16 protein-coding genes are annotated in these 13,407 nt (G+C 34.5%); 7 read left to right on the forward strand and 9 right to left on the reverse strand.

Annotated features, from left to right (window positions below):
• Positions 1-164 precede the first annotated feature (164 nt).
• The 6 genes from CHELV3228_RS08135 to der all read right to left on the reverse strand — a co-directional run bounded on the left by CHELV3228_RS08135 (position 165) and on the right by der (position 3,744).
• On the reverse strand, positions 165-365 hold the full coding sequence (locus CHELV3228_RS08135) for a hypothetical protein (RefSeq protein WP_082200512.1): 201 nt from the start codon (positions 363-365) through the stop codon (positions 165-167).
• Entirely contained in the window at positions 366-563 is a 198-nt protein-coding gene (locus CHELV3228_RS08140) for a hypothetical protein (protein WP_082200513.1), read from the reverse strand. It lies immediately after the preceding gene.
• A gap of 29 nt (positions 564-592) precedes the next feature.
• On the reverse strand, positions 593-793 hold the full coding sequence (locus CHELV3228_RS08145) for a hypothetical protein (protein WP_082200514.1): 201 nt from the start codon (positions 791-793) through the stop codon (positions 593-595).
• Positions 793-1,008, reverse strand: coding sequence for a hypothetical protein (locus CHELV3228_RS08150; protein WP_082200515.1), 216 nt, complete (start codon positions 1,006-1,008; stop codon positions 793-795). The genes CHELV3228_RS08145 and CHELV3228_RS08150 overlap by 1 nt, the downstream gene beginning before the upstream one ends.
• A gap of 565 nt (positions 1,009-1,573) precedes the next feature.
• Entirely contained in the window at positions 1,574-2,371 is a 798-nt protein-coding gene (locus tag CHELV3228_RS08160) for a DNA-methyltransferase (RefSeq protein ID WP_082200516.1), read from the reverse strand.
• Positions 2,371-3,744, reverse strand: coding sequence for a ribosome biogenesis GTPase Der (der, locus tag CHELV3228_RS08165; protein WP_082200517.1), 1,374 nt, complete (start codon positions 3,742-3,744; stop codon positions 2,371-2,373). The genes CHELV3228_RS08160 and der overlap by 1 nt, the downstream gene beginning before the upstream one ends.
• 93 nt (positions 3,745-3,837) lie before the next feature.
• On the opposite strand from der, the gene CHELV3228_RS08170 reads away from it, so the two are divergent.
• Positions 3,838-4,737: a DMT family transporter gene (locus tag CHELV3228_RS08170; RefSeq protein ID WP_082200518.1), complete on the forward strand. Its 900-nt coding sequence runs from the start codon at positions 3,838-3,840 to the stop codon at positions 4,735-4,737.
• Positions 4,738-4,848: 111 nt separating this feature from the next.
• Complete coding sequence (locus tag CHELV3228_RS08175; protein ID WP_082200519.1) at positions 4,849-5,307, forward strand: hypothetical protein; 459 nt, start codon at positions 4,849-4,851, stop codon at positions 5,305-5,307.
• A gap of 41 nt (positions 5,308-5,348) precedes the next feature.
• On the opposite strand, the gene CHELV3228_RS08180 is transcribed toward CHELV3228_RS08175, so the two are convergent.
• Positions 5,349-7,343, reverse strand: a complete 1,995-nt coding sequence (locus CHELV3228_RS08180) for a methyl-accepting chemotaxis protein (protein ID WP_082200520.1) — start codon at positions 7,341-7,343, stop codon at positions 5,349-5,351.
• A 146-nt stretch (positions 7,344-7,489) separates the two neighbouring features.
• Between CHELV3228_RS08180 and CHELV3228_RS08185 the strand changes: the two genes are divergently transcribed.
• From CHELV3228_RS08185 to flgG, 5 genes are all read left to right on the forward strand, one after another.
• Positions 7,490-8,326 carry a metal ABC transporter solute-binding protein, Zn/Mn family gene (locus CHELV3228_RS08185; protein WP_082200521.1) on the forward strand — a complete coding sequence of 279 codons (837 nt, stop codon included), beginning with the start codon at positions 7,490-7,492 and terminating at the stop codon, positions 8,324-8,326.
• Positions 8,326-9,156: an ABC transporter ATP-binding protein gene (locus CHELV3228_RS08190; protein WP_082200522.1), complete on the forward strand. Its 831-nt coding sequence runs from the start codon at positions 8,326-8,328 to the stop codon at positions 9,154-9,156. Before CHELV3228_RS08185 ends, CHELV3228_RS08190 begins: the two co-directional genes overlap by 1 nt.
• Positions 9,149-9,958 (forward strand): metal ABC transporter permease, encoded by an 810-nt coding sequence (locus tag CHELV3228_RS08195; RefSeq protein ID WP_082200523.1) that lies wholly within the window; start codon positions 9,149-9,151, stop codon positions 9,956-9,958. The genes CHELV3228_RS08190 and CHELV3228_RS08195 overlap by 8 nt, the downstream gene beginning before the upstream one ends.
• Positions 9,959-10,024: 66 nt before the next feature.
• On the forward strand, positions 10,025-10,837 hold the full coding sequence (locus CHELV3228_RS08200) for a flagellar hook-basal body protein (protein WP_082200524.1): 813 nt from the start codon (positions 10,025-10,027) through the stop codon (positions 10,835-10,837).
• Positions 10,838-10,862: 25 nt separating this feature from the next.
• A complete protein-coding gene (gene flgG, locus CHELV3228_RS08205; RefSeq protein ID WP_082200525.1) occupies positions 10,863-11,654 on the forward strand; it encodes a flagellar basal-body rod protein FlgG in 792 nt (263 codons plus the stop codon).
• On the opposite strand, the gene CHELV3228_RS08210 is transcribed toward flgG, so the two are convergent.
• A complete protein-coding gene (locus CHELV3228_RS08210; RefSeq protein ID WP_082200526.1) occupies positions 11,625-12,659 on the reverse strand; it encodes a fla regulon two-component system sensor histidine kinase FlgS in 1,035 nt (344 codons plus the stop codon). The genes flgG and CHELV3228_RS08210 overlap by 30 nt on opposite strands.
• 7 nt (positions 12,660-12,666) lie before the next feature.
• On the reverse strand, positions 12,667-13,401 hold the full coding sequence (locus CHELV3228_RS08215) for a DUF234 domain-containing protein (RefSeq protein WP_370445656.1): 735 nt from the start codon (positions 13,399-13,401) through the stop codon (positions 12,667-12,669).
• Positions 13,402-13,407: the final 6 nt, after the last annotated feature.

Raw genomic sequence — 13,407 nt, forward strand, 5'->3', positions numbered from 1 at the left:
CCAAATCCATTAATGTTGATATTTCTATTTTGTATTTTAGCAAATTTATCTATAATGCTTCCATAAATTTAGTATATTGACACCGATAAAGTGGATATTTAAAATAGCAAAGATATAAAAAGCTAACAATTAGATGAACAAAAAAACATAAAGTAAAATTATACTTAAGCTAAAATGGAAAATCCACTTTGCGAGTCAATGGCGTATTCCTCTTGCTTTTCATTAGAGCTTTTTAACTGGGTTTTTTCTTCTTGCTTTTCTCTCTCATCTTGTTTTTCCATAAGTTTTAAAGTGTCATACATCTCGTGGCACTCCTTTGGCATACACTTATGGAAACGATGGTTTGTATTAAAAATATTCATCATTTAAAAACAATACCCATATTTACAAATTAAATTGCGTCCAGCTTCTTTTAAAATTTCTCTTCTTTTATCAAAGCACTCACTAGAATCAGAACCATAAGCATATACTTTAGTGCAACCATCGGTATCATAATGCCAAGTCGCAGCAAAAACACTGGATAAACAACCAAGCAAAATTATAGAACTAACTATTTTTTTCATTGATAACCCTTTTAATCTAACCAAACCATTTAAGCCAAAACGGAAAATCCACTTTGCGAGTCAATGGCGTATTCCTCTTGCTTTTCATTAGAGCTTTTTAACTGGGTTTTTTCTTCTTTGCCGTCTTCTTCTTGACCTTTTAAAGAAAAATTTAGCATCTGTTTGCTGATTTCATTTTTACCAAAATTTACAGTATCTACCACTCCCATACAAGGCGTAATAAGTAACATTAGCAAGTCCCCCGAAAATGACAAAGAGCTCCTTGGAAAGCATTTTGATAAATTCCTTGATTATTGCACTTACTATAATCAGCACCATATTGATAAACCAAAACACACCCTTCATAATGGGGCTGGACTATGGGCTGTTGAGAGACTGTAATTTTTGCTAGAGCGATATTAAACAAACAAGAAAGTAAAATTATAGAACCGACTAATTTTTTCATTGATAATCCTTTCATTAAATATTTAATATTATTAATGCTATAAAATCAAAATTTAATATAAACTTAAAATTTAATTTGAAGATAAATTTAAAAATGCTATTGTGTAAAATATTCACATTTTGTTTTAACATTGAAAATTCCAAAGATGTAAAGCGACAAATGCAAAATGCTTTTCAAAAGATTTTCATTTTTTCCACACAATATGCCCATTGATATTATGCTTTTCATAAATACTTAATACTTCTTCAAAGAATGCTACAAGCTCTGTTTCCCCTGAAGTCTTTGCAGTTTCTAGCATTTGGAGAAACATCTTTTTACCTGTCTCAGTTTGCTTTAGATTTTTCTTTAAAAAATTATGCCTACTGCAAAGCGATACACGCCCTTTGCAATCTTTTGCAAATAGCCCCTTTGATGCAAACTTCTAATGCCTCTATCTGGGTCACGAAAAACCTTGCCTGTGCGTTTTTGCTATTCATTCACTACCCAATCCACCACCTCAGGATGCTTAATATCTCGTTTTGGATTTGCTTTGAAAAATTCCATTATTAAATCAAGCTGAGAAAGCTTATTTTTCATCAAAAATACCTCTTTCTTTTTCTATCGTTTCTAAAAATCGTTTTTTGCTTAGTTCGCAATATTCCTTATCAAGCTCAATGCCTATAAATTGCCGGTTGTTAAGATAGGATTCTATCATTGTTGTCCCACTACCACTAAAAGGGTCGCACACCACATCACCCACATAAGAAAAAAGCTTAATGCACCGCTTAGGAAGCTCTCTAGGAAAAGGGGCTGGGTGTCCTATGCGCTTTTTAGATTCTCCGTTAAAACTCCATAGCCCATTTGTCCAAGCCATAAATTCCTCTTTACTTATATCGCTTATGCCCTTATGCTTTTTCTTCCAACTCCCCTTATAAAGCACAAGGATAAGCTCCACAGGTGCAATCACATAAGGTGCAGAAGCACTAAGCCAACTCCCCCACGCTGTGCGGCGTGAGATATTACCCTCATTCCAAACAATCGTGCTGTGGTAATTCCAACCAATTTGCTTTGCTAAAGTCGTTAAATCCGCGCCCACACTTTGCTGTCCGCCTTTATTTTTATCTAATGGGATATTCAGGCAGAATCTTGCGCCATCTTTTGCCCACAAAAAGCAATTTTGTATCCATTGTTTAGAAAATTCTAAATAGCTTTTGTAATCGTTAGAATCCTCATTTGAATTGTATTCTATGCCAACATTATAAGGGGGTGAAGTAATGATTAAGTCAAGGGAATTTTCATTTAGAATGTCTTTATAAAGAGCTGAATTTTGATATAAATTGATATTTTTATAATTAAAAATATTGTTTTCTAAATTTTTTCCCATCAATCCTTCTCTCCCTTTTTACGCGAGGCGAGGATTAAAGGCACACCCTCAAAATCAAATTCTTTCCTAATTTGATTTTGCAAATAGCGTTTATAGCTAAAATGCAAAGCCTTAGGGCGGTTCATAATCAAAGCGATTTTAGGAGGAGCTAAGTCATACTGCACGGCATAATAAATTTTCACAAGCTTCCCATAATCGTGTGGCAGGGGATGGGCTTTTGTCGCTTTACTTATAAGCTCATTAAGCTTTGCGGTGGGGATTTTTTGCGTGAAATTGCTAAAAACTTCTAAAATTTTATCCATCAAAATATGCACCCTCTTCCCACTCAAAGCCGACACGCTAATAATAGGTGCGTGAGCAAGAAATTTAAATCTATCAAGCCTTAGCTCTTTGACAACCTTGTCAAATTCAAAACTTGTTTTATCCCATTTATTTAGCACGATAATCACACCCAAATAATGCTTACTAATAAGCCCCGCGATACGCTCATCAAGCTCGTTAAAGCCCTCATTTGCATCCAAAACCAAAAGAGCGATTTGAGAGCTTTGAAGCATTTTTTCCGTGCGGTTTAGCGCAAAGCGTTCAAGCCCTTGAATTTTGCCCCTTTTTCTAATGCCAGCTGTGTCGATAAATTCCAAAACCTTATCCTTATATACCACGCTTTCATTGACGGGGTCTATAGTCGTGCCAGCTATGCTACTTACCACGCTTCTTTGCTCTTTCACAAGGGCGTTTAAAAGGCTTGACTTACCGACATTTACGCGTCCTACTATGCCGATTTTGATATGATTTTCATCGATGTCTTTAAATTTAATCTCTCTCTCTTCATTAAAATCCTCTAAAAATTCCTCCAAACTTTGCTCTTCTTCATCGTTTTTTAAAACACTAGTATGCAAAAAATTCTCAAGCCAAGTATAAAGCTCATCAAGCCCTACATTATGCGTTACCGAAAGATTAAAAATTTCTTTTACTCCAAAACTAGCAAATTCCCAAGCTCTTTCCTCATCTTTTTTATTATCGACCTTGTTAATGATAAGTGCCATAGGTTTTTTAAGTTTCTTTAAAGCGTAAAAAAATTGCCTATCCTCATCATCGGGCATTTTTTTACCATCGACAAGATAAAGGATAATATCCACATTTTTAGCCGTCTTTAGGGAATTTTGCTTCACATTTTTAAAAAGCTCATCACTTTCATCAAGCCCGCCACTATCGATAAGTAAAGCTTCTTTACCATTAACCTCCACTTTGATTTTATTTGTATCTCTTGTCGTGCCTGAAATTTCACTTGTAATGGCGATTCTTTGTTTAGCGATGCGGTTAAAAAGACTTGATTTGCCGACATTTGGCTTACCTATAAGTATGATACTTTGCATTTTTCCAACTTTTTTAAAAGGGATTATATAAAATTTGCCTTAAAATTAAGCAAAAAAAGACTAAAATAGCGAGATTTCACTAAAGGAAAACCTATGCTAAGGGTGATTAAGCATAATTTGGGCGTTTATTTTATGATTCTAGCTTGTTTAGACTTTGCGCTAATGAGTGCTTGTGCGAAAATTTTAAGCGAAGAGTTAAGCTCCATAGAAATTATGTTTTTTCGCAATATCATTGGTGTGATTTTTATGCTTTATATGCTAAGGAAATTAAGAACCCATAAAGAGGGTGGGCGACTTTGGCTTTTGATTTTTAGGGGCGTTGTCGGCACACTTTCTTTATATCTTTTTTTCTATAATATCTCAAACATCACGCTTGGAGGGGCTTTTGCCTTTCAAAAAACCTCCCCCATTTTCATCACTTTAATCGCCTTTGTAATTTTTAAAGAAAATATAGGGCTTAAAGGCTGGTTTGGAATTCTCATCGCCTTTTTAGGTGTGCTTTTAATCGCACAGCCTTGGGCAAATGGTAATGGCTTTGACTTAAAAAATTCCGCTCTAGGTGTTTTAAGTGGCTTTTTAGCAGCCCTAGCACTTACAAGCGTGAGGGAATTAAGGGGCTATTATGCAACAGAGCAAATCGCCTTTTCTTTTGTCTTCATAGGTGCATTAATGCCTTTGATTTCTATGCTTGTGGGCGAATTTTACACAAGCGAAAAGCTTGATTTTCTCATCGCTCCTTTTGTTATGCCCTCTTTTACAGCTTGGATTTTTATTTTAGCGATGGGAATTTTAGGCGCGATTTATCAAATTCACATCACTAAAAGTTATGGTATCGCCAAACAAGCTGGGGTTGTGGCTGGGGTGAGTTATTTAGATGTTGTTTTTTCCATTATCATCGGTATGCTTTTGGGCGATTCTTTTCCTAGCGCTATGGTATTTTTAGGAATCATTGGTATAGTCGGCGGAGGGCTTATTTTAATGAAAAACAAATAATTTATCACTTCATTATCAAATTTTCTTAAATTTATAAACTTAACGATTTGCTTTTTATTTTTTTTTTTTTTGTTATTTTTCTTTTTTATCAATATCTCACAAAGGAAAAAAATGGCAAAAATCAAAATATTAGCTGGTGCTTACGCAGGAAATGAATACCGCTATATTAAAAATAAAGATAGAATGATGAATGTTACAAAAGTTATAGATAAAGAAAATTTTTATCTCTCAAATATCTCATCAATAGAAATTGCAAATCAAGACAATTGTAAAAAAGCCGGTGGAACAATTGCTGCAGCTGCTATTGGCGGACTTTTATTAGGTGGAGTAGGAGCTATAGTAGGTGGTATGGCTGGAGGAAATCAGCAAATTTCAACAATTATTATAACTTATGAAAATGGCTCACAATCCTTAGCACAAATTGATGGAGCGATGCATACAATCTTACAAACCATGATTTTTGATAAAAAAGCATTTATGGCAACACATAAAAAAACAAAAGGCAAATTTTTAAAATATTTCTTAATTTTTCTTATTGTTGCAATTCTACTTGCATTAATCACCAATTAACCCCCACAAAAGAGCGTGGGGGCAAGAGTAAAGAAAGAAGCTTAAAACTTCTTCTTCTTCACATCTTCAAGGATATTATTTGCTATATCACTAACATTATTAGAGATGATAGCACTTTCATTAGCTATTTCTACATTATCTTTAGTGGTTTGGTCGATTTGAGCTACACTTTCATTGATTTGAGTGATACCAGCAGTTTGCTCTTTAATACTTTCTGCCATATCATTGATAGATTGAACGAGAAGGTTAGTATTTGCTTCTATCTCACTTAAAGACTTTTGGGTTCTTTCAGCTAGTTTTCTAACTTCATCAGCCACGACGGCAAAGCCTCTTCCGTGTTCTCCTGCTCTTGCAGCTTCTATGGCAGCATTAAGGGCTAGAAGATTGATTTGGTCAGCTATATCACCTATAATGCTTGTTACATTTTTAATCTCTTCACTTTGAGTGATAACATCACTTGTCTTTTGAGAGACATTTTGCATAGAGGAAGTAATCTCTTCTAAAGCAGCAGCTGTTTCTTCTAAAGAAGCTGCTTGAGAATTTGAACTTGTTGTTAAGTTTTGCACAGCGTTTTGTAATTTGGAGCTTTCATTGGCTAAAGAATTTGCAAAGTCTGAGCTTTGTTTTAGCATTTTGATGATTTCTTCGCCTAAGGCATTAGTTGTTACTTCTACACTACCTGTTGCATCTTCAATTCTATTTCTAAAGTCTAGGCTTTTAAATTCTTCAAAGATAGAACGGATTTTATTCATATCTTTACCCACTCTAGCTTGTAAAACATCAAGAAGATCATTTAAAACATTTTTGAGTTCTATAAGTTGTGGGTTTCTAGGATTAGCTGTGATTCTTGCAGTGAGGTTACCATTTTCTACTATGCCTACTGTTTCTACGCTTTCTTTGACGGCTTGTTTATCTTGGTCAAGTCCTTGTTTAGTTGCTAGGATATTTTCATTAATGGCTTTTGCCATTTGACCAAACTCATCACTTGTATTTACATTGATAGTAGAGATGTCTTGTGTTTTATGGTTGATGAAATCGAAGAAGGAGTTAAGACCGGATTGGATGGAGTGAATTGGAGCGACAAGCTTTTTCACAAACACCACTAAAAACATCGCACCAACAACAAGCAAAACTAAAGCTATTGCCGTGCTGATGAAAAATTGCTTATTAATTGCGTTTGTATAATCACTTTGAGTTGTAACAGAAACTATGGTCCAGCCAAAAGGAAACTGCTTGTAAAAGCCCACTCTATCTTCATTATTATGATTATAATTAAACTCACCTTCAGGAGCTTTTTTCAAAGCTTCTTTTAAAGCTTTTTCAGCTTCTGTTTCCGTAGTGCTTTCAACAATTGCAGGATCTTTATGAGAGAAAATTTTTCCACTAGTGTCCGTGATATAAACATCTAAATTTGGCAACTCTTCTCTTTCAAAATTTTCAAATCTTTTTTGAAAATCACCGACAAATAAATCCATACCAATAACACCGATAAATTCGCCATTTTTAATTAAAGGATAAGTTGCCGTTACAAGTCTTTGACCCTTATAATTACCCGCACTTGAAATGTAAGTGGAACTAACTATACCCTGCTTCTTTTCTTTGGTCTCTTTGTACCAAAATCTATCTCTTAAGTCTAAACCGACATTATCAAAATTTGAAGATAAATTCTCAATACCCACTTCAGGATGGTAATCCTGCAAAATAACTTTACCATCATTTTCATAAACAATATACATAGAAGGATATTTAATAAGCTCCTCCGCCGTCATCAAAACGCGTCTTTGAGCGATAACATCATTTTTATCCAGTGCGACAATTTGCTCCGCTACAGCATTTAAATGCTGCTTTGCCTCAACATTCATCGTAATATCTATCGTAGTATAAGAAGCGTCTAAAATACCTCTTTGAATACTTCTAAAAAGTGTGGAAATTTGACTTGAACTAGAAATATAGTTGTAAGTTACAATCACACCAATCACTACAACAAAAATCGCCACAACACAGGCTAAAATCTTGCCTCCAAGTGTTTTTGTCATAACTTTCTCCTTTAGGAATTCTTGCAAAGTGGCAATTTTAATACAAGAATTCTTAAAAATTAATTTGTTTTTTTTTTTTTTGTAAATTAGTGCATTTTTAAGATTATTTTCGTATAATTTTGCATTTAAAATTTAGGTAGGAAATGATGCAAAAAATTCTATTCTTTTTACTTTTTACTCTTAGTTTTTTAGTCGCAAAACCCATAGTCAGCGTTAGCATTGCTCCGCAGGAATTTTTTGTCAAAAAAATCGCAGGAGATAGCGTAGAAATTAACACGCTCTTACCGCAAAATAGTGATGAGCATACCTTTGAATTTAAAGCATCTCATCTTAGCAAACTTGAAAAAAGCGATATTTATTTTACGATGGGTTTGGAATTTGAAAAAGTTTTTTTAGATAAATTTAAGCGTAATTTTCCAAACTTAAGCATTGTAAATACTCAAAAAAATATTCACTTTTTAGAATTTGAAGAAGAACACGAGCATCACGACCACGACCACGCTAAGGATATACACACTTGGCTTGATCCCATTTTAGTCAAAATCCTAGCGACAAACATAGCCACAGCCCTCAAAGAAAAATACCCACAAAATGCTAAAGTATATGAAAACAATTTGCAAAATTTTCATAAAGAACTAGAAAGTCTAAATTCACAAATCGATGAGGAATTAAAAGGAGTGAAAAATCGCAAATTTATCGTTTATCACCCTTCTTGGGCATATTTTGCAAAACGCTATCATTTGGAGCAAATTCCGGTAGAAATAGCAGGAAAAGAGCCTAAAATCAGTGATTTAAAACGCATTATAAAAAAAGCAAGAGAAGAAAATATCAAAGTCATTTTCGTGCAGCCGGGCTTTCCTGAAAATGCTGCAAGGGTTTTAGCAAAAGAGTGCAATGCAAGAATTGCAATGATTAATCATCTCTCAAAGGAGTGGGACAAAGAGCTTTTAGAAACGACTAAGGCGTTAAAAAAGGCTTTTTAGTGCTTTATTTTAAAATTAACAATTTAAATTATAGCTACGACAAAGAAGAAATTTTAAAAAATATCAATCTTAGCTATGATAGCCGCGAATTTCTCTCCATCATCGGTGCAAATGGAGCTGGGAAATCAACACTCTTAAAGCTCATTTTGGGACTTTTAAACTCTAAAAAACAAGTTGAATTTTTTAATATCCAAAAAAATGAAATTGCCTATGTCCCACAACATAGCCTAGCAAATCCAAATTTCAACGCACGCGCTCTTGAAATCGTCTTAATGGGGCTTGTGAGTCAAAAAATCTTTGGCTTTTATACAAAAAAAGACAAAGAAAAAGCGATGAAAGCCCTTAAAAGCGTAGGTATGGAGGAGTTTTGGGATAAAAGTTTAAATGAATTAAGTGGAGGACAAAGGCAAAAAGTGCTGATTGCTAGGGCTTTGGTGTATCAATGCAAATTGTTAATTTTAGATGAGCCAACAGCAAGTGTTGATAGCAAGAGTGCGGTGCAAATTTTTGAAATGCTAAGCGCCTTGCATAGTGAGGGAATGGGCGTTATAACCGTGTGCCACGATATTAACCTAGTCCTTGCTTATAGTGATAAAATCGCACATTTAAATAAAGAGCTTTTTTTACACAACAACGACAAAAAAGAAAAGCAAAAAAGCACCTTTTTAAAGCATTTGTATGAAAATCACACGCATTTTTGTGATGTGGAGATGAGTTTGGAGCATTGCTTAGACTGCGAGGAAAAAAACTTTTGCGAAAGTAAAATTATAAATTGTCCCAAAAATCCCACTTTAAGCACAATTAAAAATTTTAGGCAAAATAATGCTTGAGCTTTTAAACTATACCTTTTTTCAAAATGCTCTTTTAGCCGCTCTTTTGGTTAGCGTAGCGTGTGGAGCTATGGGAGTTTTAGTGATGATAAACCGCCTTTTTTCTATGGCTGGAGGCATTACGCACGGAGCTTTTGGAGGGATAGGCTTGGCATTTTATTTTTCCTTGCCTATTTTACTTAGCGCAAGCATTTTTACACTTTTTTTAGCTTTTTTAGTTGCCTTTTTAAGCAAACGCTATCATTATAGAAGCGATAGTTTCATCGCTGTGATTTGGGCGTTTGGAATGGCGTTTGGGATTATTTTGATTGATTTAAGTCCGGGTCAAAATAGCGATTTGATGGCTTATTTATTTGGCTCAATTTTAGCAGTTTCTGCGAATGATTTATGGCTAATGGCTTTTGTTGATGGTGCTTTTATTTTGCTTTTATTTTTATTTTATAGACAATTTGAGCTTGTAAGCTTTGATAGCGAATTCGCAAAAGTGAGAGGGGTAAATACAAGCTTTTTTCACTATCTTTTAATCGCAATGCTTGCCTTTTGTATTGTCATTTCCATACGCCTTGTAGGGCTTATTTTAGTGATGGCACTTCTTAGTATCCCAAGTTTTATCGCAGAATCTTTTGCCAAAAGACTTGAGGCTATGATGATAATTTCTTCTTGTTTGAGTGCTATTTTTTGTGTGCTTGGTTTATTTTTAAGTGCGTATTTTAATCTTTCAAGTGGGGCTTGCATTATTGGAATTTCTTGTCTCTTTTTTATGCTTCATCTTGCTTTTAAGCTTATCAAACTCCCAAAATAAAGCCTTTTTAAAAAGTGGAACAGATTTTGCTAAGATAGCTGTGAAATCTTAAATATAGGTGAAAATATGCAAAATGGATATTATCAAGCAACTGGTGGTATGGTAACGCAGTTTAACAAGCTCGAAGTTATCACAAACAACCTAGCAAACATTAACACAAGTGGTTATAAAAGAGATGATGTTGTTATTGCGGATTTTAAAAGGATTTTTAAAGAAACTCAGGATGAGTTGCCTATAGAAAATCACACAAGAGAAGCCTCTCGCTTTGTCAATACGACAATAGATAGAGTGCCTCAAATTTCGCAAGATTACACAGACTTTAGCACAGGTTCTTTAAAGGCGACAAACAACCCTTTAGACTTTGCAATGACAAGAGAGGATACCTTTTATCTCGTGCAAACAAAAAATGGAGAAATTAGACTCACAAAAGACGGAAATTTCCAGCTTGATGATGAGGGTTATTTGGTCAATAAACAAGGCTATAAAGTCTTAAGTAGTAATTATTTTAATAACCCTGAAGGTGCTGGCATTATCATCGGTAATGGTGCTGTGCATATTAATGCAGATAAAAATGGCAACATCACGGTCGATGGAGAGGATAATGCAAGACTTTTCATCGCCCAAGTTGATGATATAAGGGCTTTGCAAAAAGACGGAGATAATGTTTATAAAATAGACGATTTAACGCGCATTAGAGATTTGGAAATTTCAAATTCTGTTAAACAAGGTTTTTCTCAAGGCTCAAATGTCAATCCCGTCAGTGAAATGGTAGGGCTTATCGAAGCAAATAGAATGGTTGAGATGTATCAAAAAGTGATGACAGCTCATATGGATGACTTAAATCAAGATGCGATTAACAAACTCGCAAGTGTCAAGTGATAAAATAAAACAAAAAGGATAAACAATGATGCGTTCATTACACACTGCGGCAACTGGTATGGTAGCCCAGCAAACACAAATCGATGTAACTTCAAATAATATTTCTAATGTAAATACCGTAGGCTTTAAGAAATCAAGAGCGGAATTTTCTGATTTAATGTATCAAACAATGAAATACGCAGGCACTTCCACCTCCGCTACAACGCTTTCTCCATCGGGTATTGAAGTGGGTTTAGGTGTGCGTCCTACGGCGGTAACTAAAGTTTTTACCCCGGGAAGTTATAAATCTACCAGCACAGATAGTTTTGATATGGCGATTGAGGGTAATGGTTTTTTTCAAATTCAACTTCCTGACGGCACAACAGCTTATACAAGAAATGGACAATTTACTAGGGATAATGAGGGTAATGTTGTCAATTCGGACGGATATAGGCTAATCCCTGAAATGACCGTGCCAGAGGGTGCGACAAACATTAGTATCGCAAAAGACGGCACGGTATCTGTAATGTTAGCAGGGGAGCAAGAAGAAACGCAAATTGGACAAATTGAACTTGTGCAATTTATCAATCCAGCGGGACTTCACTCTATGGGGGATAATCTTTATTTAGAAACGGGAGCAAGTGGTGCGCCTGTCGCTGGTATAGCGGGAGAAGATGGACTTGGTAATATTAGACACGGCTTTGTTGAACTTAGCAATGTCCAGCTTGTAGAAGAAATGACCGATTTAATTACCGGACAAAGAGCCTACGAAGCAGGCTCAAAAGCCATCACAACCAGTGATGAAATGCTAGGCATAGTCAATCAGCTCAAGAGGTAAGGTAAAATAAAATAGCTTAGGCTTTATCTTAAAGCCAAGCTCTCCCTTGTGGGCATTGATAATTTCCTTAGACAAAGAAAGTCCAAGCCCATTTCCTTTCAGCTTCGTTGTTTTAAAAGCTTCAAAAACAAGCTTTTCGTCCTTAATCTCACAACCATTATCCAAAATTTCTACACGCAAATTCGCTTCCTTAATGTAAGCCTTAATGCTAATCTTAGGCTCTTCCACCTCATCTTCTTCAATCGCATCAATAGCATTATAGATAAGATTTTGCAAAACAAGACTTAGTAAAGCTTTATCGGCATTGATTTCCAAGTCAAAAAACTCGATATCAAATTCAATCTCACTAGAAAAATTATAAGAATTTATCGCTTGCTCGCACTCTTCTTTTAGCTCCAAAAGATTAAAAAAACTTTTATTAATATGCACTCCCTTAGTAAAAAGTAGCGTAGAATTTACAATTCTTTCAACCCTAGCTATAGCTTTTTGAATTTCAAGCACGATGTTTTTATTTTTAAGCTCAACCCTAGAAAAAAGCGTAGAAGCTAGCAAAGAGATAGAACCTATAGGATTTCTTATCTCGTGTGCTAAATGTGCCGCCACACTTCCCATACTAGCAAGGCGTTCATTACGCTTTTCATCGCTAATATCTGTGGCTGAAATGATGATTTTTTCATTTTGCGGTATGATTTTTATGGTATAAAATTTATTTTCAAATTCAAGCTCATAATGGGCGTTTTTTAAATCAATTTGCTCCAACAAATTTGCATTTTGTGCGGCGGCGCGGTTTTGCAAGATGATATTTTTATCCTTATCCATAATCCACAACGCAGTCGGCAAAACCTCAATCACCTCGCTCATCATAGCCCTTAGAGCGTTATAATTTTCATTGAGAATTTTATACTCATTTTCTATCACATAAGTTTGCTCAATTAAGCTTTGAAGCCCTTTTTGTAGGGTTTCCTTTTCATTAGAATCTAAACTTTGCAAAATATTTTTATCCATTTTACCCTCACATTAAAATTTTAAAATGATTTAAATCAAATAAAAGCAAATTTTCATTTTGTAAGCTTTCAAGTTCCTTAGAAAAGCCATTTTTGGAAAAAATGATATAATAATCAGGCTTTAAATTTAGCTCCTGTGCCTTTTTATAAAGGGCATTGAGGATATTTTTACAAACCTTTTTATTTTTAAATTTAACCTCGCCGATGAGACAAATTTTTTCATCTTTATAATACAAATCAAGCTCCAAATTCCTATCCCAATAACTTTGCACACAACAAAGATTAAAGTGTTTTTCCACAAATTCCCTTGCTAATTGCTCAAAACAAAAACTTTGATAAAACTCAAATTTTTCTTTTATAAGCTCTAGCAACTCTTCAAATTTATTTTTTAAAATCAAGGCTTCATTTGGCTTCAAAAAATAAAAATGAAAACGCGTATAGTGGTTTTTGAAAAGAATCTTATCTTGAATGACATAGTCTCTTAACTCTTTTTTTAGCTTTTGATGCTTGGATTTTTCTATCTTATCTTCTTTGCTTTTTTCTATGCGTAAAATTTCTAATTTTAAAAGTTTGTTAAAACTACTAAGCGCTTTAAAATGCTGAATTTCCCGGTTAATAGAATATCTTTTGCGATTATTTTTAGCAAACAAGGTCAAAGCTTTTGCTTCTGTTTTATTAATCAAAAATTTTTTATCTAAAAGCTCATAATTTGGCAGTATCAATGTTCTAATATCTTCAAAAATATCACC

The sequence above is a fragment of the Campylobacter helveticus genome, from assembly GCF_002080395.1.
GTDB lineage: Bacteria > Campylobacterota > Campylobacteria > Campylobacterales > Campylobacteraceae > Campylobacter_D > Campylobacter_D helveticus.